23 protein-coding genes are annotated in these 20,582 nt (G+C 39.6%); 22 read left to right on the top strand and 1 reads right to left on the bottom strand.

Translation table 11 applies throughout. From position 1 onward, the window contains the following. The first annotated feature begins 698 nt into the window (after positions 1-698). The 15 genes from rpmH to BCM40_RS16035 all read left to right on the top strand — a co-directional run bounded on the left by rpmH (position 699) and on the right by BCM40_RS16035 (position 13,642). Positions 699-836: a 50S ribosomal protein L34 gene (rpmH, locus tag BCM40_RS16105; RefSeq protein ID WP_006830546.1), complete on the top strand. Its 138-nt coding sequence runs from the start codon at positions 699-701 to the stop codon at positions 834-836. An 81-nt stretch (positions 837-917) separates the two neighbouring features. Next, positions 918-1,259, top strand: coding sequence for a ribonuclease P protein component (rnpA, locus tag BCM40_RS16100; protein WP_065524967.1), 342 nt, complete (start codon positions 918-920; stop codon positions 1,257-1,259). Between the two features lie 60 nt (positions 1,260-1,319). Continuing rightward, a complete protein-coding gene (gene yidC / locus BCM40_RS16095) occupies positions 1,320-2,099 on the top strand; it encodes a membrane protein insertase YidC (RefSeq protein WP_065524968.1) in 780 nt (259 codons plus the stop codon). Beyond that, positions 2,096-2,836 carry an RNA-binding cell elongation regulator Jag/EloR gene (jag, locus tag BCM40_RS16090; RefSeq protein ID WP_065524969.1) on the top strand — a complete coding sequence of 247 codons (741 nt, stop codon included), beginning with the start codon at positions 2,096-2,098 and terminating at the stop codon, positions 2,834-2,836. The genes yidC and jag overlap by 4 nt, the downstream gene beginning before the upstream one ends. 267 nt (positions 2,837-3,103) lie before the next feature. Next, on the top strand, positions 3,104-4,489 hold the full coding sequence (gene mnmE / locus BCM40_RS16085) for a tRNA uridine-5-carboxymethylaminomethyl(34) synthesis GTPase MnmE (protein ID WP_065524970.1): 1,386 nt from the start codon (positions 3,104-3,106) through the stop codon (positions 4,487-4,489). Positions 4,490-4,511: 22 nt separating this feature from the next. Continuing rightward, positions 4,512-6,401 (top strand): tRNA uridine-5-carboxymethylaminomethyl(34) synthesis enzyme MnmG, encoded by a 1,890-nt coding sequence (gene mnmG, locus BCM40_RS16080; RefSeq protein ID WP_065524971.1) that lies wholly within the window; start codon positions 4,512-4,514, stop codon positions 6,399-6,401. Between the two features lie 132 nt (positions 6,402-6,533). Continuing rightward, the gene (gene rsmG, locus BCM40_RS16075; RefSeq protein WP_065524972.1) at positions 6,534-7,247 is read left to right on the top strand and encodes a 16S rRNA (guanine(527)-N(7))-methyltransferase RsmG; all 714 of its coding nucleotides are present in this window, start codon (positions 6,534-6,536) and stop codon (positions 7,245-7,247) included. Between the two features lie 83 nt (positions 7,248-7,330). After that, positions 7,331-8,194, top strand: coding sequence for a nucleoid occlusion protein (gene noc / locus BCM40_RS16070; RefSeq protein ID WP_065524973.1), 864 nt, complete (start codon positions 7,331-7,333; stop codon positions 8,192-8,194). Positions 8,195-8,415: 221 nt separating this feature from the next. Further along, on the top strand, positions 8,416-9,177 hold the full coding sequence (locus tag BCM40_RS16065; protein ID WP_065524974.1) for a ParA family protein: 762 nt from the start codon (positions 8,416-8,418) through the stop codon (positions 9,175-9,177). After that, on the top strand, positions 9,170-10,003 hold the full coding sequence (locus tag BCM40_RS16060; RefSeq protein WP_065524975.1) for a ParB/RepB/Spo0J family partition protein: 834 nt from the start codon (positions 9,170-9,172) through the stop codon (positions 10,001-10,003). The genes BCM40_RS16065 and BCM40_RS16060 overlap by 8 nt, the downstream gene beginning before the upstream one ends. Positions 10,004-10,131: 128 nt before the next feature. Then, the gene (locus tag BCM40_RS16055) at positions 10,132-10,845 is read left to right on the top strand and encodes a DUF554 domain-containing protein (protein ID WP_065524976.1); all 714 of its coding nucleotides are present in this window, start codon (positions 10,132-10,134) and stop codon (positions 10,843-10,845) included. A gap of 19 nt (positions 10,846-10,864) precedes the next feature. Further along, positions 10,865-11,758 carry a mechanosensitive ion channel family protein gene (locus BCM40_RS16050; protein WP_065524977.1) on the top strand — a complete coding sequence of 298 codons (894 nt, stop codon included), beginning with the start codon at positions 10,865-10,867 and terminating at the stop codon, positions 11,756-11,758. 14 nt (positions 11,759-11,772) lie between these two features. After that, complete coding sequence (locus BCM40_RS16045; protein ID WP_065524978.1) at positions 11,773-11,973, top strand: DUF951 domain-containing protein; 201 nt, start codon at positions 11,773-11,775, stop codon at positions 11,971-11,973. Positions 11,974-12,061: 88 nt separating this feature from the next. Beyond that, entirely contained in the window at positions 12,062-13,162 is a 1,101-nt protein-coding gene (gene ychF, locus BCM40_RS16040) for a redox-regulated ATPase YchF (RefSeq protein ID WP_065527637.1), read from the top strand. A gap of 99 nt (positions 13,163-13,261) precedes the next feature. Beyond that, a complete protein-coding gene (locus BCM40_RS16035) occupies positions 13,262-13,642 on the top strand; it encodes a gamma-glutamylcyclotransferase family protein (protein WP_065524979.1) in 381 nt (126 codons plus the stop codon). 13 nt (positions 13,643-13,655) lie between these two features. Here the strand turns inward: BCM40_RS16035 and BCM40_RS16030 are convergent, their stop codons facing one another. Next, the gene (locus BCM40_RS16030) at positions 13,656-14,213 is read right to left on the bottom strand and encodes a DUF3267 domain-containing protein (protein ID WP_065524980.1); all 558 of its coding nucleotides are present in this window, start codon (positions 14,211-14,213) and stop codon (positions 13,656-13,658) included. A 178-nt stretch (positions 14,214-14,391) separates the two neighbouring features. On the opposite strand from BCM40_RS16030, the gene rpsF reads away from it, so the two are divergent. The 7 genes from rpsF (at position 14,392) to dnaB (ending at position 20,464) form a co-directional block, all read left to right on the top strand. Further along, on the top strand, positions 14,392-14,679 hold the full coding sequence (rpsF, locus tag BCM40_RS16025) for a 30S ribosomal protein S6 (RefSeq protein ID WP_008427712.1): 288 nt from the start codon (positions 14,392-14,394) through the stop codon (positions 14,677-14,679). A gap of 50 nt (positions 14,680-14,729) precedes the next feature. Continuing rightward, positions 14,730-15,203, top strand: a complete 474-nt coding sequence (gene ssb, locus BCM40_RS16020; protein WP_008427713.1) for a single-stranded DNA-binding protein — start codon at positions 14,730-14,732, stop codon at positions 15,201-15,203. A 49-nt stretch (positions 15,204-15,252) separates the two neighbouring features. Next, on the top strand, positions 15,253-15,489 hold the full coding sequence (gene rpsR, locus BCM40_RS16015) for a 30S ribosomal protein S18 (RefSeq protein ID WP_006830564.1): 237 nt from the start codon (positions 15,253-15,255) through the stop codon (positions 15,487-15,489). A 213-nt stretch (positions 15,490-15,702) separates the two neighbouring features. After that, positions 15,703-16,662: a YybS family protein gene (locus BCM40_RS16010; protein WP_065524981.1), complete on the top strand. Its 960-nt coding sequence runs from the start codon at positions 15,703-15,705 to the stop codon at positions 16,660-16,662. A gap of 14 nt (positions 16,663-16,676) precedes the next feature. Further along, positions 16,677-18,650, top strand: coding sequence for a DHH family phosphoesterase (locus BCM40_RS16005; protein ID WP_065524982.1), 1,974 nt, complete (start codon positions 16,677-16,679; stop codon positions 18,648-18,650). Beyond that, positions 18,647-19,096: a 50S ribosomal protein L9 gene (gene rplI, locus BCM40_RS16000; protein ID WP_065524983.1), complete on the top strand. Its 450-nt coding sequence runs from the start codon at positions 18,647-18,649 to the stop codon at positions 19,094-19,096. The genes BCM40_RS16005 and rplI overlap by 4 nt, the downstream gene beginning before the upstream one ends. A gap of 12 nt (positions 19,097-19,108) precedes the next feature. Beyond that, a complete protein-coding gene (dnaB, locus tag BCM40_RS15995) occupies positions 19,109-20,464 on the top strand; it encodes a replicative DNA helicase (protein WP_065524984.1) in 1,356 nt (451 codons plus the stop codon). Positions 20,465-20,582 lie beyond the last annotated feature (118 nt).

Here is a 20,582-nt window from a genome sequence, read left to right as displayed (position 1 = left end):
TAGCTCGTCTCCTTTATATTTAACGATATTTTAAAGTATATCATACACAAAATCACAGCTTGTGGATAACATTCATAAACAAGCTGGTGAATAACTGTCCACACCTTACCCACAATTTGTGGATAACTTATTTGAGTCGAAAATTGTTAACAAGTGAAAACAAGTTAATGTTACCAAAAAAGAGTAGACAATACAAGAAGTCTTTTAAGTTATCCACATATCTTTTTTTCTGCACAACTATTCTATCCACAAGGGGTTTGTATGTTAAAAAACTGTAGATAAGGCATGTGGATAATTATTTTTCGGAAAAAAAGAGTAAACAGGAGATTAAGAGAAAAATAGAGGAATTGTGTATAACTTAATAAATAGAGAAGAAAGCCAATTAAGCTGTTGTAGAGAAAAGAATAGTTAGTTGTTTGTTGGATGGATATGAAATTCTCCGCACTGAGCGGATGCAAATAGCAAAGCAGGCGCATAGGTTTTCAGTGACGAGGAGGTTGAAGATGAGTCCACCGAAAGTGAAAGGGCTAACCCGGTTAGAGATCCTATACCACGATTTAGTTTAGTAAAACGTTGTCTGCAGCTTCGCATTAAGCTGTTTTTTTCGTGAGACATTGACATTTATGGCGTTGCACCTTTATAATAGTCGAGACTGTCTTTAGAAAAATAGTTAACTCTCAATATAGGAGGTGTCATATATGACATTACGCACATACCAACCAAATACACGTAAACACAGCAAAGTACACGGCTTTAGAGCACGTATGAGCACAAAGAACGGACGCCGCGTTATCGCAGCTCGTCGTCGTAAAGGAAGAAAAGTATTATCAGCTTAAGTCCACTGACCGCATCAGTGGTCTTTTTTTTCTTTTCTGCTCAATTTGAGCGGTAAAGTAGTAAAATAAGCAGGTGAAAGAATGAACAAAGATCAACGGATCAAGAAGAACAAAGAGTTCCAACATATTTTTAAAAAAGGAAAATCTTTTGCGAATCGACAGTTTATCGTATATGTATTAAAAAGCGATCAACCTGAATTTCGTGTCGGGCTTTCTGTCAGTAAAAAAGTTGGAAATGCAGTAGCACGTAATCGCATTAAACGTTACATCAGGCAAACTTTCTTGGAATTGAAAGATGATTTATTGCCAAATGCGGATTACATTATCATCGCCCGACCACAGGCGGCCACATTAGATTTTCATGAAAGCAAGAAAAGTCTCGAGCATGTATTAAAAATTGCTCGTACATTGCCGAGGAAGTAGAAGATTGCGTAGAATGGATGTTATTATAGAAGTAATAGAGATTAGTTTGGGGGAAAAAAGGTGAATAAGAAATTAGTTTTGCTCTTTTCACTGATTGCAGTAACTTTGCTGCTTTCTGGCTGTACTGAATTTGATCAGCCGATCAGTGATCAAAGTGAAGGTTTTTGGAATGAGTTTATCGTTTGGCCATTGGTTTCAACTATCACATACTTTAAAGGCTTATTAGGAACTTATGGGTTTGGGATTATCGCAGTAACGATTATCATTCGATTAGTTATGTTGCCGTTGATGATTAAACAAACCAAAAGTTCAAAACGTATGCAAGAAGTACAACCTGAACTGGTTAAACTAAAAGAAAAATACAAGTCGAAAGATGCTGTTACGCAACAAAAATACCAAAAAGAAATGATGGCATTGTTCCAAGAAAAAGGCGTTAATCCAATGGCAGGGTGTTTGCCTGTAGTTATTCAAATGCCGGTGCTAATTGGTTTTTATCATGCAATTAGTCGTATGAATAATACACCGGAAATCGACTTAGGAGCATTTCTTATTTTCCCACTGGCTGAGCCAAGTATTGTTTTGGCAATTATCGCCGGGTTGATGCAGTTCGTTGTTTTACGCACTGGGCCAGCGATGGACAATCCGCAAATGCGAATTATGATGTATTTCATGCCTGTTATGATCATTGGTTTTGGTATTGTATTACCTTCCGCATTAACATTGTATTGGGTTATCGGAAATATCATTTCACTTATCCAAAATTTAGTAATTTATCGTCCGTGGGAGAAAAAAGATGTTCAAGAGCCTGTTAAAACGAAAGCAGGAGGGGCTAAAAAGTGAAACAGATTACGCAAACGGGATTAACTGTTGAAAGCGCTATATCTGAAGCATTAGAAAAACTCCAAGTTACACGTGAAGAAGTAAAGATTACAGTTATTCAGGAAGAGAAAAAAGGATTTTTCGGTTTTGGTGCCAAAAAAGCAGAAGTTGAAGTTGTTGTGATTGATAAAACAACAGATTCTAACCAACAAACTTTATCAGAACCGGCTGCTGAAATTCTTGAAACACCTGTAATAGCGTTCGAAGAAGAGAAAAAGGAAGAAGTTCCTGCCATTTCAAATGATAAAGCTATTCAAGAAACGAAAAATTACATTTTATCCATCGCGAAAGACATGAAAATTGATGATTTATCGATTACTCATGAAAAGCGAGGCAATAAAAAAGTGAATTTTTATCTTGAAAGCGAAAAAGTAGCCATGTTGATCGGGAAAAGAGGGCAAACCTTGAATTCTCTTCAACAATTAGCTCAACTCGTTGCCAATAAATATTCAAATCAATTTATGATGATTCAATTAGATGCCGAAAATTATCGTGAACGACGTCAAGAAACGCTGGAACAATTAGCGGATCGTATGGCGGATAAAGCAATTCGGACGGGTGGTCGTGTTCAATTTGAACCAATGCCATCTTACGAACGAAAAGTGATCCATCAAACTTTATCAAGACGTTTAGATATCGATACGTATTCGGAAGGCAAAGATCCGAACCGATATCTTGTTATCGAACCTCATAAATAAAAAAACTCGCCATTTAGGCGGGTTTTTTTTATGCCAAATTAACGAAATTTAGTAATATGAAGCACTGTGTCTTTCGGTTTTGAGTGCTTTATGCTATTGTAGTATGTTAGAAAGCCATGTGCATTTACTGGTTGTCCACATGTGGACAACTTTTTTTAAGCAAAAAATAATAAGATGAATATATATTTTTGTAATCAAGCTGCTCTTACGCTCTGATTGTTATCCACAGAGCATAAGTTGCTGCTTTTCTTTAGAGGAGGGAACATCATGGAATTCGACACAATCGCTGCCATATCGACACCGAGTGGAGAGGGAGCAATCGCAATTGTCCGCTTGAGCGGTCCTGAAGCTGTTGCAATTGCAGACAAACTGTTCCGGGCTCCAAGCAATAAAGCGTTAGCTTCTCAAGCAACGCATACCATCCATTATGGGCACCTAGAAGATCCAGCGACTGGGGAAATCGCGGAAGAAGTGATGGTATCACTCATGAAAGCACCTAAAACCTTTACCCGTGAAGATGTTATTGAAATCAACTGCCACGGTGGAATTGTTTCGGTAAATCGAGTGCTTGAATTGGTATTACGTGGAGGCGCAAGACTTGCTGAACCAGGTGAGTTTACGAAACGAGCATTTTTAAATGGCCGAATCGATTTGTCTCAAGCAGAAGCGGTTATGGACTTGATTCGTGCAAAAACGGATCGTGCCATGGATGTTGCGCTCAACCAAATGGAAGGTAAGCTATCCAAGTTAATTGGCACATTGCGCCAAGCCTTACTAGAATCGATTGCTCAAATGGAAGTAAATATCGATTATCCAGAATATGACGACGTAGAAGAAATGACGCGTCCAATTATGTTGGAAAAATCGAAATGGGTTCGTTTAGAAATCGAGAAATTGCTACAAACATCCTCACAAGGGAAAATTTTAAGAGAAGGGCTTTCAACCGTCATTTTAGGACGTCCCAATGTCGGAAAATCTTCTCTTTTAAACAGCCTTGTTCAAGAAAATAAAGCAATTGTCACAGAAATAGCGGGAACTACCCGTGATATAATAGAGGAATACGTGAATGTCCGTGGGGTTCCATTGCGTTTAGTTGACACAGCCGGGATTCGTGAAACAGAAGATATTGTCGAGCGAATTGGTGTTGAACGTTCAAGAAAAGTGTTAAAAGAAGCTGATTTGATCCTTTACGTGTTAAATTATGCAGAAGCGCTAACGCCAGAAGATGAACTGTTGTTTGAAACGGTTAAAGATATGGACTATATTGTCGTTATCAATAAAACCGACTTGCCGCAGAAAATCGATTTGGAGCAAGTGCAGAAGTTAGCTGGCGATAAATTGTTAGTGACAACTTCGCTAGTTGAAGAAGAAGGCATAGATCAGCTTGAAGAAGCGATTGCTGCTTTGTTTTTCAAAGGAGAGATCGAAGCAGGGGATATGACCTATGTATCCAATGTGCGTCACATTGCATTGTTGCATCAGGCACATAAAACCATTTCAGACGCCATTGAAGCTGCTGAAATGGAGGTCCCTGTAGATATGATTCAAATTGATGTTACTCGAACGTGGGAGCTACTTGGGGAGATTATAGGAGATACCGCAGATGACGGCCTCTTAAACCAATTATTCTCTCAGTTCTGTCTAGGGAAATAAAACTCGAAGGGAATGAACGAACATGCCACAATACGAAGCAGGCACGTTCGATGTCATCGTTGTAGGAGCTGGACATGCAGGAGCGGAAGCTGCTCTTGCGTCTGCGCGAATGGGCGCTAAAACGCTTGTTTTGACGATGAATCTGGATATGATCGCATTTATGCCATGTAACCCATCTATTGGGGGACCAGCAAAAGGCATAGTCGTACGTGAAATAGACGCACTTGGCGGAGCCATGGGGCGCGTAATCGATAAAACACACATTCAAATGAGAATGTTAAATACAGCTAAAGGACCTGCTGTTCGCGCACTGCGTGCACAAGCCGATAAAGTTCTATACCAACAAGAAATGAAACGCTTGATGGAAGAAGAGCCAAACTTAAGTTTACACCAAGGAATTGCAGAAGAATTGATCGTTGAAGACGGTAAAATTCAAGGTCTGATTACGCAAGTAGGGGGCATTTATCGTGCAAATTCTGTCGTAATTACGACAGGAACTTTCTTGCGTGGGGAAATCATTATTGGGGATCTGCGTTATTCAAGCGGTCCGAATAATCAGCAACCTTCCATTAAATTGGCAGAAAACCTGGAGAAGCTTGGCTTTGAAACAGTTCGCTTTAAAACAGGAACACCTCCACGTGTAAACAGTAACAGCATTGATTACAGCAAAACGGAAATTCAGCCTGGCGACGATGTGCCACGTGCATTTAGTTACGAAACGACTGAATACATTACGGATCAACTACCATGCTGGTTAACGTACACAAACGAAGAAACGCATCAAGTAATTGATGACAATCTTCATTTGTCACCGATGTATTCTGGAATGATTAAAGGAACGGGTCCGCGTTATTGCCCTTCTATCGAAGACAAAGTGGTGCGTTTTAATGACAAACCGCGTCATCAAATCTTTTTAGAACCAGAAGGTCGTAATACGCGTGAGGTTTACGTACAAGGCCTTTCAACTAGTTTACCTGAACACGTCCAGCGGAAGCTGTTAGAATCGATTCCAGGGCTCGAGAAGGCCGAAATGATGCGTGCAGGATATGCCATCGAGTATGATGCCATTGTGCCCACGCAATTATGGCCGACATTAGAGTCGAAACAAATTGAAAATCTTTATACGGCAGGTCAAATTAACGGAACATCTGGTTACGAAGAAGCAGCTGGTCAAGGACTAATGGCGGGCATCAATGCAGCAGCAAAAGTGTTGGGCAAAGAAGAAGTCATCTTAAGTCGTTCAGATGCGTATATCGGTGTATTAATCGATGATTTAGTAACAAAAGGCACAAATGAGCCATATCGCTTACTAACGTCACGTGCTGAATACCGCTTATTACTACGCCATGACAATGCAGATATGCGTTTAACAGAACTAGGATATGCCATTGGCATGGTAAAAGAAGACCGTTACGTGAAATTTCTTTCGAAAAAAGAGCGGATTGAAGAAGAAATTAAACGCTTAAGAAGTGTCATGATCAAACCAAACGAAGCAACCCAGCAAGCAATTCGTGATGCAGGGGGCAGTGAATTAAAAGATGGTATTCGTGGAGCGGACTTATTAAAGAGACCCGAAATGACGTATGATATGATTTCGCAATTGACTGCTTCAACTGTAAATCTTGAGGATGAAGTAAAAGAACAAGTTGAAATTCATATCAAATATGAAGGTTATATTGAGAAATCATTAATGCAAGTTGATAAACTCAAAAAAATGGAAAACAAAAAAATTCCTGATAACATTGATTATCATGCAATCTCTGGAATTGCGACTGAAGCTCGCGGCAAACTGGCAGAAGTTCGCCCGTTGTCGATTGCACAAGCATCACGCATCTCTGGCGTAAATCCGGCTGACATATCCATCTTATTGGTGTATATTGAACAAGGAAAGATTGCAAAAATCTCTGTTTAATAAGAAAAGCCCAAACTTTTAGCTATTTAATGTAAAACAACTAAAGGCATAAGCTAACAATAGAATGGACTGGCTCACACCAGTCCATTTCTTAATTTACATAAAAGATTAAGAAAGAGGGAGGAAGCTAGTTTGAATGAACAACAGTTTAAAGATGCCCTCAGTGAAAAAGGGATCGTCTTAACCGATAAACAACTTGAGCAATTCCGGGTCTATCATAAAGAGTTAGTTGAATGGAACGACAAGATGAATCTTACAGCGATTACAGAACAACCTGCTGTATATTTAAAACATTTTTATGACTCAATTACTGCAGCATTTTATTTAGATTTCACAAAGCCTATGAAAATTTGTGATGTTGGTGCAGGTGCAGGATTCCCCAGTATCCCACTAAAAATCTGTTTTCCCCATATTGAGGTTACGATAGTGGACTCTCTTAACAAACGCATTCAATTTTTACAGCATTTGAGCGGTGAACTTGAATTAACTAAAGTCCAATTTGTTCATTCGAGAGCAGAAGACTTTGGCCAATCTATTCATCGGGAAAGCTACGATGTTGTAACAGCCCGCGCGGTAGCTAGATTATCCGTGTTGGCCGAATTATGTGTTCCACTTGTTAAAAAAGGCGGCGTCTTTGCAGCGATGAAAGCAGCCTCAGCTTCAGATGAATTAGATGATGCAGAAAAAGCATTACAAAAATTAGGTGTAAAGCTAGAAGCCGTTCATTCGTTCTTATTGCCGATAGAAGAAAGCGAACGTTACATTCAAGTATTTAAAAAGTTCAAAGAAACACCAAAGAAATATCCACGGAAAGCTGGAGTTCCAAACAAATCACCTATCTCTTAATGTTTCACGTGGAACATTAAGAGAGCAATAAAAGTGAATGATCTTCAGCAATAAAGTGAGCTTGTAAAAGGTGGTGCTTGAGGATGAAAAGTCCTTTTTCTCGTTTTTTCGGAGGCGGAGATAAAGCAAATGATACAGCGAAGAAGGAAATAGCAGAACACAAAGCGTCAGAAGAAGTCATGAAATTGCCGCTCGATAAAATACATGCAAACAAATACCAACCGAGAACAATTTTTGATGAAGAAAAGATCGAAGAACTTGCACGAACCATTCATGTCCACGGTGTTATTCAACCGATTGTGGTACGAAATTCTGAAAGAGAAGGCGAGTATGAAATAATCGCTGGTGAACGACGTTTCCGTGCAATGAAATCGCTCGAGTGGACAGAAGTACCGGCGATTATCCGTAACTTAAGTGATAAAGAAACGGCATCTATCGCTTTGATTGAAAATCTTCAGCGCGAGGAACTTACTTCGATAGAAGAAGCGCATGCTTATCGCAATTTGCTAGATATACAAGAAATCACACAAGAAGCTTTAGCGCAGCGCCTTGGTAAAGGCCAGTCAACAGTTGCCAATAAATTACGTTTATTAAAACTGCCAGAAGAGATCCAGACAGCATTACTTAATCGGCAGCTGACAGAACGGCACGCAAGAGCTTTGTTGCAAGTAAAAGATGCAGAACAACAGAAAAAGTTGTTTGATGAAACCATCGAAGAAAGCTTGAACGTAAAACAGTTAGAAGCGAAAGTAACCAAATTGCTTTCAACTGAGCCAAAAAAACCAAAAGCACGTAAAAAAGCCTTTAGCAGAGACATGCGCATTGCGATGAATACGATTAAAGAATCGTTGAGCATGGTTTCCAAAAGTGGTATTGATTTGACGACAGAGGAAGAAGAACACGATGAATATTATCAAATCACCGTGAAAATTCCGAAGAAAAAATAACGAAAAGCTCTTTCCAAGTTTGGAAAGAGCTTTTTTAATGATTAGAACATCGTATTGTTGAAAAATTTTGATACAATAGAAAAATAGGAAACTCCTATAATATAAGCTTCTGACGTTCAACGAATAAATGGCACCTTAAGCTGTTTTTAACGACAATAAAATAGCTAAAATACAGATTCCGCAGTAAAATAAAGAAAGTAATAAAGAAAGTTGGTGCAAGTGTGGGTAGAACTATTGCGATCGCCAATCAAAAGGGCGGCGTAGGAAAAACAACATCTTCAGTGAACTTAAGTGCCTGCCTTGCTTATTTAGGCAAAAAAGTTCTTTTAATAGATATCGATCCTCAAGGAAACGCGACAAGTGGAGTAGGCGTCAATAAAGGCGATGTAGAGAAATGCATTTATGAAGTGCTAATCGATGACATTGCGGTTAAAGATACAATAATGGAAACAAAAGTGGAAAACTTACATGTAGTTCCAGCCACCATTTCTTTAGCAGGAGCTGAAATCGAGTTGGTATCGACTATCTCGAGAGAAGCGCGCTTGAAAAATGCATTAGCAGAAGTCAAAGATATGTACGATTACATAATCATTGATTGTCCGCCATCTTTAGGGTTATTGACGTTAAATTCTTTAACAGCTTCTGATGCAATCATTATTCCCGTACAATGTGAATATTATGCATTAGAGGGATTAAGCCAGTTATTGAGTACGATTCGCTTAGTACAAAAACATTTAAATCATGATTTAATGATTGATGGTGTACTGCTGACGATGTTAGATGCGCGAACGAATTTAGGAGTACAAGTAATAGAAGAAGTGAAAAAATATTTCCAAGATAAAGTGTATAAAACCATTATTCCAAGAAACGTAAGATTAAGTGAAGCACCGAGCCATGGAGAGCCAATTATTATTTATGATCCAAAATCCAGAGGCGCAGAAGTGTATTTAGAATTGGCAAAGGAAGTGATTGATAATGGCTAAAGGACTAGGAAAAGGTATTAATGCATTGTTTCCAGGTGAGACAATTAGCGATACAGATAAAGTAAATCAAATCAACGTAGGCGAAATCCAAGCCAATCCATATCAACCACGGAAAATCTTTGATCAAGTGGCTTTAGAAGAATTGGCAGAATCCATTAAAGAGCACGGGATTCTACAACCGATTGTTGTAAGAAAAGTAGGAGAAAAATATGAAATCGTGGTTGGAGAGCGTCGTTTCCGTGCAGCAAAATCAGTGAAATTGAAGAAAGTTCCAGCGATTGTTAAAGATTTATCAGACCAACAAATGATGGAACTTGCTATATTAGAAAATCTTCAACGTGAAGACTTAACGCCAATTGAAGAAGCAGAAGCTTACCAAAAATTAATGGAAGCTTTAAGTTTAACACAAGAGCAGTTGGCTTTCCGATTAGGTAAGAGTCGTCCACATATCGCCAACCACGTTCGCCTTTTATCATTGCCGGAGAACGTTCGGAAACTCATCTCTGATAAGGAATTGTCGATGGGACATGGACGCACATTATTGGGGTTGAGAAGCAAAAAGCTTATTCCAGAAACAGCTGAAAAAGTCGTGAAGGAAAACCTGAATGTTCGTCAATTGGAAAATCTCGTTCAACGATTAAATGAGAATGTTCCACGTGAAACAATCGAAAAAAAGAAAGATATTTTTATAGAAGAAAAACAATCTGAACTAAGAGATCGTTTCGGTACAAAAGTGCAAATTAAGAAAAACAAGAACAAAGGGAAAATAGAAATCGAATTTTTCTCAGAAGATGACTTAGAACGGATTTTAGAATTATTAAGTTGACGAGTGCCTATTTCCCGAAACAGGGGAATAGGTTCTGTTTTTGATAAATAAAAATAGAACATTGCTCTCGAAAGAGGGAGAAGAGGACTTTGCTGTAAATGAAGCAAAGTCGAAGGGGGAGAAATGTAATGGTTCTCTTAGGAACATTGATAAATGCAGTATTGATTATAGTGGGAACCATACTTGGAAGAGCTCTTCAAAATATTTCTGAGAAAATGAAAGAAACGGTAATGTATGTAATTGGTTTATCAGTCATAGTGCTAGGGCTAGACATGGGATTAGGAAGTCAAAACTTCGTAATTGTTATTATTAGTTTAGTATTAGGTACAGTGATTGGGGAGTGGGCAAATTTAGAAGGCAAGTTGAATGCGTTTGGTCATTGGATTGAACGTATGCTTGGGGCAAAAGAAAGCAAAGGAAGTTTAGCGCAAGGGTTTGTCACAGCGACATTAATATTTGTCATTGGAGCGATGGGGATTATCGGTGCAATGGAAAGTGGACTAAGCAATGAGCATGGAGTCCTGATTTCGAAAGGGATTATAGATGGATTTACTTCGATTATTTTAGCATCTACACTTGGATTTGGCGTTATGCTAGCTGCCATTCCAGTGTTTGTCTATCAAGGATTGATTGCGTTGTTTGCTACTCAAATTAGTTTGGCAATTCCTGCCGATGCGCTGGATATGTTTATTTTAGAGATGAGTGCAACAGGTGGCGTTATGATTGTTGCCATTGGATTGAATTTGATGGGTGTAACGAAGATTAGAGTAGCGAATTTATTGCCAGGTATAGCAGTAGTTGGGATAGTCGTTTCGGTTATGTATAATTTTAATTTGATGTAAAAACCGGGAAGGTGAAAGAGTGAATGTTGAAAAAATAACACAACGAATTTTAACTGTGCTTTCTAATGAAGCCATGTGGGTAGGGTTGTTCGTTGTTTTTCTGAAAGTGATTTTAATCACAGTAGCTGCCATTGTTTTGGTGAAAGTATTGCGTATGTTAATTCGTAAAACTTTTTCTGTTCGGATTAAAGGTCCACTTGTTTATAATGAGCGAAGACAGCAAACGTTATCGAAATTATTGTCGAATGTCGTAGCGTATGTTGTTTATTTTATAGCAGTTGTGTCGATATTAGCGACCTTTACAATTGATATTACAGGGCTCATCGCGGGTGCAGGAGTATTAGGGTTGGCTGTAGGTTTTGGTGCACAGAACCTAGTACGCGATGTAATCACAGGATTCTTCATTATATTTGAAGATCAGTTTTCTGTAGGGGATTATGTCCGTATTGGTACTGCTGAAGGAACAGTAGAAGAAATTGGATTACGGACAACCAAGGTAAAAGCATGGACTGGAGAATTATTTATTTTTCCAAATGGCAATATAATGGATGTAGTAAATTTTTCAATCCATAACTCTATTGCGGTGGTCGATATCAATATCTCTTACGAATCGGATATAAAGCGTGTAGAAGAGTTAATTATGGAGTTTCTAAATAGCTTGCAGGAACGATATGAACAAATTATCAAGCCTGCAGAGTTGTTGGGAGTGCAAAATTTAACGACAACTGAAGTGGTTATGCGAATTACCGCTGAAACAATGCCAATGCAACATTTTGCTGTAGCGCGCGAAATACGTCGTGATTTGAAAGATTTCTTAGATCAACGAGGGGTGGAAATTCCTTATCCGCGTATGCTAATGGTGCAACGGTCGCCAGGAGAATCTCCTATCACGAAAAATGCTAAAAATGAATAAAAGGAGACAAATTCATGGAAATGAAGGATTTTGGACTGAATGACATAGTGGAGATGAAAAAAGGCCATCCTTGTGGAGCAAATGCATGGAAAATTATCCGCATGGGAGCAGACGTCCGGATTAAATGTGAAGGTTGTCAGCATAGTGTCATGCTTCCTCGTATGGAATTTAATAAAAAGATGAAAAAGATTTTAGTAAAAGCTGAAAGTGAATGAAAAATGGACATTTTCCTGTTTCGTTCTTATAATGAAATGGTTGTGTAAAAAATAATTCGTTTTATATAGAGGAAAGGTTGTGCATCCTATGGCATTAACTGCAGGGATTGTAGGTTTACCAAACGTGGGGAAATCCACATTATTTAATGCAATAACTAAGGCGGGTGCCGAAGCGGCAAACTATCCGTTCTGTACAATAGATCCAAACGTTGGAATTGTTGAAGTTCCAGATGAGCGTCTTGATAAATTGACGGAATTAGTAGAACCGAAAAAAACGGTTCCCACAGCTTTTGAATTTACGGATATTGCAGGAATTGTAGAAGGCGCGAGCAAAGGTGAAGGATTAGGAAATAAATTTTTATCTCACATTCGCGAAGTTGACGCAATTTGCCAAGTTGTTCGGTGTTTCGCTGACGACAACATAACGCATGTAACGGGCAAAGTAGATCCGATTTCTGATATTGAAGTGATTAACTTAGAGTTAATCTTAGCTGATATGGAAAGTATCGAAAAACGCATTGCACGTGCAGCAAAATTAATAAAACAAAAAGACAAAGACGCAGTGGCAGAAGAGCCAGTGCTTATGAAATTGCGTGAAGCCTTTGAAAACGGTCAATTGGCACGTTCAATCGAATTCACGGAAGATGAATTGAAGATTGCAAAAGGGTTAAACTTATTAACAATCAAACCAATGCTTTACGTAGCAAACGTTTCAGAAGATGAAATTGCAGATGCCGATAACAACAAATACGTTCAAACCGTACGTGACTTTGCTGCAAAAGACAATGCAGACGTGATCGTAATCTGTGCGAAAATCGAAGAAGAAATGGCTGAACTTGAAGACGAGGAAAAAGAAATGTTCCTTGAAGAGTTGGGCATTAAAGAATCTGGTTTAGATTTATTGGTTAAAGCTTCATACAGCTTGCTTGGACTAGCCACTTATTTCACAGCGGGCGTTCAAGAAGTGCGTGCATGGACATTCAAAAAAGGCATGAAAGCACCACAATGTGCCGGCGTTATTCACTCTGACTTCGAACGCGGATTTATCCGTGCTGAAACAGTTGCTTATGATGACTTGATCGAAATCGGATCAATGGCAGCAGCGAAAGAAGCAGGAAAAGTGCGTCAAGAAGGTAAAGAATACATCGTCAAAGACGGCGACGTAATGCTATTTAGATTTAACGTCTAAAAGCGGAAACGACCGTTATGCTCCGTTGAACGAAAGAATACAAAACTAAAAACTACCGGATGCCTGACCGCATCCGGTTTTTGCATGGAGGAATAGAAAATGTTGTTATTTGTATACGGAACGCTAAAACAAGGCGGGAAGTATCATTGTTATTTGGATGAAGCTGAATTAGTGGAAGAACGCGCAACGGCAAAAGGCTCTTTATATGATACAGGCTTGGGTTACCCGGCAATGGTTTTATCGAGTGACTGCCAAGTTGAAGGGGAAATATATGATATTCCGGACGTTTTATGGCCAGCGTTAGATTATCTAGAAGATTATTCAGGAAATCCTGAAACGGATTTATACGACAAGAAAAAGATTTCAGTAGAAGTAAACGGCAAAATTGTTGAAACGTTTGCGTATCTTGCAAAAGATGAACAGTTATTGAAAAAGCCAATTCCAGCTGGAAAATGGGAAGTACGGTACTCGATGGCATAAAAAAGCACCGAGATTACTCAGTGCTTTCGTTATCCGGATAATGATCGTATACATGAAGACGCGGCAGCGAAGGATCATCAAGAATCCAGGCCGCGTTTTTTTCTTTGCGTAATTCGCTATACATGATAAAGTCGCCAAAAGCACCGGCAGTCAGCATGGCTCCTAAAAGAACAAGCACTTGACTATCAAACCAAAATCCTAAAACAGTCGGGATAAAGGCAGTTGTCCAAAAGGGGAAGAGCAACGCTTTGCGCATCGCTAAATTTCGGATAGGTTTATTGGTAGTGGCATACGCTATGCCAAGTTTCAGATTTACACCGTAATTCAATGAAGAAAGAGGCACTCTACCAAATAACACAAAGCCGATTAAGTGAAAAAGCTCATGTAAAACAATCAGCACCAAATAGCCCGTTATAAACAAAGAAATACCTGTTAAAGAAAAACCGAAAGATAACGGTTCATTAAAAAGATGGTAAAGCGTAGCGAAGACAACAAGCAAAATGGCATTAAACCAAAGCGCTTGAGGAGCTATTTTCTCCATCTTTAACTCGATGATTCGAGAAGGTGTCATGGCTTCACATCCTTTAGGATCTATGCTGAAAAGTATAGCTGATTTGAAAGTCAAAAACAGGCTTGCGAGAGCTTAGTTATTATGATACAATACTGTGATGTGAGTAATATTTATGAATTGCTTGCTCCTTGCCCGCTGGATACAGCAGGGCCCAAGTCCATGAGGAGGTGACAACACGATGAGAGAATATGAATTAATGTATATCATTCAGCCTGCAATTGAAGAGGAAGCGAAAAAAGCTCTAGTTGAGCGTTTTAACGACATCCTTACTACAAACGGTGCTGAAATCATCGAGTCGAAAGAGTGGGGTAAACGTCGTTTAGCTTATGAAATCAACGATTTACGTGAAGGTTTCTACCAAATCGTAAAAGTAAACGCTGGTTCTGAAGCTATCAACGAATACACACGTCTTGCGAACATTAACGAAGACATTATTCGTCATATCGCTGTACGCAAAGACGCGTAAACAGGATACAGACACTGAAATTTTTTTGACTTGAAGGAGGTTGAATTCTGATGATTAACCGAGTTGTTTTAGTCGGAAGACTGACAAAAGATCCAGACCTTCGTTACACACCAAGTGGCGCGGCAGTTGCTCGATTTACACTAGCTGTAAACCGGACTTTCTCAAACGCTCAAGGTGAACGCGAAACTGATTTCATTAATTGTACCGTTTGGCGCAAACAAGCTGAAAATACAGCGAATTTCCTTAAAAAAGGAAGCTTAGCAGGTGTTGAAGGCCGTATCCAAACTGGTAGCTACGAGGGACAAGACGGGAAACGTGTCTATACAACAGAAGTAGTGGCGGACAGCGTTCAATTCCTTGAACCAAAAAACGCCAATACGGATCGTTCACAAGGCCAGCAGCCTTCCTATCAACAGAACCAATCACCGAGCCCAAGTCAGCAAAACCATACTCGTGTAGATGAAGATCCATTCTCAAGCGGTAGCGGCCCGATCGAAGTATCGGATGACGATTTACCGTTCTAAGATGGACGGAAACTAACGATTAATCATTAAGTAAAGGAGGTAATTCGATATGGCACCACGTCGCGGAGGAAAAAAACGGAAAAAGGTTTGTTACTTCACTTCCAACAACATCACGCACATTGACTATAAAGATACTGATCTTTTGAAGAAATTCATTTCTGAAAGAGGGAAAATCTTGCCACGTCGTGTTACAGGCACTAGCGCTAAATGGCAACGTAAGTTGACAATCGCTATTAAACGCTCACGTATCATGGCACTTCTACCGTTTGTTGCGGAAGAAAGATAATTACGATTTTAAAGACCGGGAAACCGGTCTTTTTTTTATGCATTGAAACATGATGGGAATATAAAAAATGATAGCAAAAATCATAATTTTAATACGACTTCTATTTTACAGCCGTTATCTTCATACAGGGAACGGCTCCTTTTGTTCAGGTTCTTGAATCATGGTACAATTACAAGGATGAAATATACCCGAAAGAAGGGGAAATCCAATCATATGCAAAATCAACAAACGCGACAACTTACCAACGGTGCGATGATGGCAACCGTATTTACCGTGCTGCTAGCGATTTCGGTTTATGTGCCTGTTGTAAGTATTGTAAGTACGTTATTTTTGGCGTTGCCAATTGCATGGTACAGTGCGAAATATCCTTGGAAAGCTTCTGCGCTTTTCGCAGCGGTCTGCCTGATACTAGCCTTTATCATTGGTGGCCTTTTTTCTTTACCTTTGGCATTGATCCACGTACCACTAGGTTTAGCAATTGGACTTTCAATTTATTATAAGAAAAGCAAATTGTTTATGTTCATGAGTGCTAGTTTAGTCCTGTTGATGTCTTTAATGATTCAATATGTGGTTTCAATTTGGTTGTTTGGCATCAATGTCTTAGAAGAGTTTTCTGCAAGCTTTGATCAATCTTATGAACAAACTGGCGCTATGATGGAAAAGCTAGGGGCTTCTGAAGCCTCCATAGCAGACTACAATGAGCTCGTTACGCAATTGCAGTTTTCATTTGAAACTTTATTGCCTGTATTACTAGTATTAGTTGTTTTCTCAGTTGTGTGGGTGTTATTGCTAATTCTATTGCCGATCTTGAAGCGTTTTGGAATTATGACTCCTAAGTTTCCACCTTTTCGGAACATGAAATTACCGAAATCTGTTTTATGGTATTATTTAATCGTGTTGCTTGTTTCGCTGTTATCAGAGTTTGAACCCGGAACAATGGCATACATGATTTTCATCAATGCCACCGTGTTGCTCCAATTCCTGTTGTTTTTGCAGGGAGTTTCTTTTTATCACTACTACATTCACCAAGAAGGTTGGCCAAAATGGGTAACAGTGCTGGTCACAATCTTGGCATTTCCCTTGCAGTCATTTACAAGTATTGTCGGAATCGTCGATCTTGGATTTGATATCCGGGGTTGGGTCAAACGAGCACACGAGTTTAAAGGAAAATAAGGAGCTGAAGAATAATGTCGGCTTTTTTTAGAAAAAGAAAACTTCGATATCCACTTGTCGCATTGCTAGCTCTCGGCATGGCCGCAGCGATTTTGATTTCGCTTTGGTCAGAATGGGCCGCTGGTATTTTTACACTGCTTTTTGTGCTAGCGTTTACAGCTACGTGGGTAACCGAAAAAAAAGTTTATGAGGCGACGGAAAAGCATATTGAAACATTGTCGTATCGCATGAAAAAAGTCGGAGAAGAAGCATTGCTCGAAATGCCAATTGGTATTTTACTAGTTAACGAACAGTATGACATCGAGTGGGCAAATCCTTATATGACTTCAACGCTAGAATACGATACTTTAATCGGTGAGTCGCTTTATACATTATCTGAAGACTTTCATCCGCTTGTAAAATCAGAAGAAAAAGAACTGACCATCGCGTTAGGCGATCGGAAATACCGTGTATATTATAAAGCGGATGACCGGTTGTTTTATCTTTTTGATATTACGGAGCAAGTGGAAATTGAGTCACTTTATTATGCAGATCGCACAGTTATCGGCATTTTATTCATCGATAATTACGATGAACTTGCGCAAGGAATGGATGATCAAACTCGAAGCAATCTCAATAGTTTAGTTACTTCATTGGTCAACCAATGGGGCGCAAATCATGGTATTTTTGTAAAGCGCATTTCTTCGGAACGATTTATGGCTGTATTTAATGAGTCAATTTTAAAAGATCTTGAGACATCAAAATTCGCTATTTTGGATGATATTCGTGAAGTTACCTCTAAAGATAATCTGGCATTAACTTTGAGTATCGGTGTCGGAGCTGGGTCTGCTTCCTTAGTTGAATTAGGAAGTCTTGCTCAATCAGGCTTAGACTTAGTTCTTGGCCGTGGAGGAGATCAAGTGGCGATCAAACATCCAAGTGGCAAAGTGAAATTTTATGGCGGTAAAACCAATCCCGTTGAAAAACGGACTCGAGTCAGGGCGAGGGTTATCTCGCACGCATTGCGTGATTTGATCCAAGAAAGTGATCAAGTGTTTATTATGGGACATAAGATGCCGGATATGGATTCTATCGGTGCTGCAGTTGGCGTAGCCAAAATGGCTGCCATGAACAAAGTTAAAGGTCGTATCATCATTGATTTTGATGCATACGATCGCAGTGTCATGCGGTTAATGGAAGCTATTGAAGGAGAACCGGAATTGTTTTCTCAGTTTATAACACCCGAAGAAGCGTTAGCTGAAATGACCGAGAATTCACTGCTGGTTGTAGTAGACACGCATAAACCGTCTATGGTTATTGACGAACGCGTATTGCAACGAATGGAACGAGTTGTGTTGATCGACCATCACCGGAGAGGTGAAGAATTTATCACCAACACGATGCTTGTTTATATGGAGCCTTATGCGTCATCGACTGCTGAATTGGTTACCGAACTTATTGAGTACCAACCAAAGCATGAGAAATTGTCTATGTTAGAAGCGACAGCGATGTTGGCTGGAATTATCGTAGATACCAAAAGCTTTACGTTAAGAACAGGTGCCCGTACCTTTGAAGCAGCTTCTTACTTGCGTTCAAATGGAGCGGATACAGTACTCGTTCAACGAATACTAAAAGAAGACTTAGAAACGTATATTGAACGTGCTAAAATTGTGCAGACAGTAGAATTTGTTGGCGATGGCATCGCGATTGCAAAAGGCGAGCCTGAGCGTGTCTACAGCCCCGTATTGATCGCACAAACAGCAGATATCTTGTTGACGATGAAAGACGTCAATGCGTCGTTTGTAGTGGCTGAGCGAGCAGAAGGCGGCATTGGTATTAGTGCCCGTTCACTTGGTGAAGTAAACGTGCAAATAATTATGGAAAACCTCGGCGGTGGTGGTCATTTAACAAATGCGGCTACCCAAATGCCAAACGCAACAATAGACCAAGCCGTTGAACAGTTAAAAGCGGTAATTTTAGAAGATACTGAAGGAGGAACAAACGAATGAAAGTAATATTTTTGAAAGACGTAAAAGGTAAAGGCAAAAAAGGTGAAATTAAAAACGTAGCAGATGGTTATGCACATAACTTCCTATTAAAAAATAATTTAGCGATTGAAGCAAACCAAGCAACTATTAGTAAATTAGATGGTCAAAAGAAAAAAGAGCAAAAAGAAGCTGACCAAGAACGTCAAGAAGCAGAACAGTTAAAAGAAACACTTGAGGGTTTAACTATCGAATTGACTGCGAAATCTGGAGTAGACGGACGTCTTTTTGGTTCAATTACAACAAAACAAGTAGCAACAACACTTGAAAAAAAGCATGGCATCAAATTAGACAAACGCAAAATGGAATTGGACGATGCCATTCGTGCGCTTGGCTACACTAATATTCCTGTGAAATTGCACCAGGATGTGACGGCTACGCTTCGAGTTCATGTTACAGAAGAAGCGTAAGGTGAGACACCGATGAACGAAATGATTGATCGTGTCCCCCCGCACAACCATGAAGCCGAGCAATCGGTTATTGGCGCCATCTTTTTAGAACCGCCTTCTTTAATCACGGTTGCTGAAATTGTGATGGCAGAAGATTTTTACCGCATTGCGCATCAAAAGATTTTCCAGACGATGCTGAATTTAGCAGATCACGGAAAAGCGATTGATGTAGTGACCGTGACAGAAGAACTTTCTGTCAAAAAAGAATTAGAAGACGTTGGCGGTTTATCGTATTTAACGGAAATCGCTAACGCTGTACCAACAGCAGCAAACGTTGCCCATTATGCGCATATTGTAGAAGAAAAAGCATTGCTTCGCCGATTGATCCGGGTAGCTACTACAATCGTAGAAGATGGATTTACACGTGAAGATGAAGTAGAAGCATTGCTTTCCGAAGCAGAAAAGAAAATGATGGAAGTATCAAGCCGGAAAAAAGCCGGTGACTTTACCCATATCAAAGATGTACTAGTAAAAACTTACGACAACATCGAATTGCTGCATACTCGTAAAGGAGACGTCACAGGAATCCCTACAGGCTTCCGTGACCTTGATAAGGTAACAGCAGGGTTTCAGCGAAACGACTTAATTATTGTAGCTGCACGGCCTTCTGTTGGTAAGACAGCTTTTGCTTTGAACGTCGCGCAAAACGTCGCGACTAAAACAGACGAAAATGTCGCCATTTTTAGTTTAGAGATGGGTGCTGAACAGTTGGTTATGCGTATGCTTTGTGCGGAAGGCAATATTGATGCACAAGTATTGCGTACAGGAGCACTTCAAAACGAAGATTGGCGCAAGTTGACAATGGCGATGGGCAGTTTATCCAATGCCGGAATCTTTATCGATGATACACCGGGTATTCGCGTAAATGACATTCGGGCAAAATGCCGACGTTTAAAACAAGAATATGGACTTGGCATGATCATGATCGATTATCTTCAATTGATCCAAGGACCCGGTAAATCTGGTGAAAACCGACAACAAGAAGTATCGGATATTTCCCGTTCATTAAAAGGGTTAGCGCGTGAGCTTGAAGTACCGGTTATCGCGTTGTCGCAGTTATCTCGTGGAGTAGAACAACGACAAGACAAGCGTCCAATGATGTCGGATTTACGTGAATCTGGAAGTATTGAGCAAGATGCCGATATTGTGTCGTTCTTGTATCGTGAAGATTATTATGACAAAGAAACAGAAGACCAAAACATGATTGAAATTATCATTGCAAAACAACGTAATGGTCCAACAGGGACTGTTAAATTGGCGTTTGTGAAAGAATACAATAAGTTTGTCACCATTGACTGGAGTCAACATGAATCCGGCGGAGACTTTTAAACACGAACATTAAATGTGGCAACACATTTATATGTTCGTGTTTTCTTCTGTTTTGTATTGACGGTTTCGTCTTTAATTGGTACAATAAACACTGTTTGAGATAGGGCATATGCCTAAC

It is taken from the genome of Planococcus donghaensis (assembly GCF_001687665.2).
GTDB classification, from domain to species: Bacteria; Bacillota; Bacilli; order Bacillales_A; family Planococcaceae; genus Planococcus; species Planococcus donghaensis.
The sequence above is the reverse complement of the archived record's forward strand: the minus strand, read 5'-3'. Positions and strand labels throughout refer to the sequence as shown.

Excerpts from the sequence above, each read along its gene's own strand:
- BCM40_RS16005 (WP_065524982.1), top strand. The coding sequence starts at position 16,677 with ATGTCGGCTTTTTTTAGAAAAAGAAAACTTCGATATCCACTTGTCGCA.
- BCM40_RS16060 (WP_065524975.1), top strand. The coding sequence starts at position 9,170 with ATGGCTAAAGGACTAGGAAAAGGTATTAATGCATTGTTTCCAGGTGAG.
- ssb (WP_008427713.1), top strand. The coding sequence starts at position 14,730 with ATGATTAACCGAGTTGTTTTAGTCGGAAGACTGACAAAAGATCCAGAC.
- noc (WP_065524973.1), top strand. The coding sequence starts at position 7,331 with ATGAAAAGTCCTTTTTCTCGTTTTTTCGGAGGCGGAGATAAAGCAAAT.
- rpmH (WP_006830546.1), top strand. The coding sequence starts at position 699 with ATGACATTACGCACATACCAACCAAATACACGTAAACACAGCAAAGTA.
- rpsR (WP_006830564.1), top strand. The coding sequence starts at position 15,253 with ATGGCACCACGTCGCGGAGGAAAAAAACGGAAAAAGGTTTGTTACTTC.
- mnmE (WP_065524970.1), top strand. The coding sequence starts at position 3,104 with ATGGAATTCGACACAATCGCTGCCATATCGACACCGAGTGGAGAGGGA.
- rpsF (WP_008427712.1), top strand. The coding sequence starts at position 14,392 with ATGAGAGAATATGAATTAATGTATATCATTCAGCCTGCAATTGAAGAG.
- rnpA (WP_065524967.1), top strand. The coding sequence starts at position 918 with ATGAACAAAGATCAACGGATCAAGAAGAACAAAGAGTTCCAACATATT.
- rplI (WP_065524983.1), top strand. The coding sequence starts at position 18,647 with ATGAAAGTAATATTTTTGAAAGACGTAAAAGGTAAAGGCAAAAAAGGT.
- ychF (WP_065527637.1), top strand. The coding sequence starts at position 12,062 with ATGGCATTAACTGCAGGGATTGTAGGTTTACCAAACGTGGGGAAATCC.
- BCM40_RS16035 (WP_065524979.1), top strand. The coding sequence starts at position 13,262 with ATGTTGTTATTTGTATACGGAACGCTAAAACAAGGCGGGAAGTATCAT.
- BCM40_RS16045 (WP_065524978.1), top strand. The coding sequence starts at position 11,773 with ATGGAAATGAAGGATTTTGGACTGAATGACATAGTGGAGATGAAAAAA.
- BCM40_RS16030 (WP_065524980.1), bottom strand. The coding sequence starts at position 14,213 with ATGACACCTTCTCGAATCATCGAGTTAAAGATGGAGAAAATAGCTCCT.
- BCM40_RS16010 (WP_065524981.1), top strand. The coding sequence starts at position 15,703 with ATGCAAAATCAACAAACGCGACAACTTACCAACGGTGCGATGATGGCA.
- mnmG (WP_065524971.1), top strand. The coding sequence starts at position 4,512 with ATGCCACAATACGAAGCAGGCACGTTCGATGTCATCGTTGTAGGAGCT.
- dnaB (WP_065524984.1), top strand. The coding sequence starts at position 19,109 with ATGAACGAAATGATTGATCGTGTCCCCCCGCACAACCATGAAGCCGAG.
- BCM40_RS16055 (WP_065524976.1), top strand. The coding sequence starts at position 10,132 with ATGGTTCTCTTAGGAACATTGATAAATGCAGTATTGATTATAGTGGGA.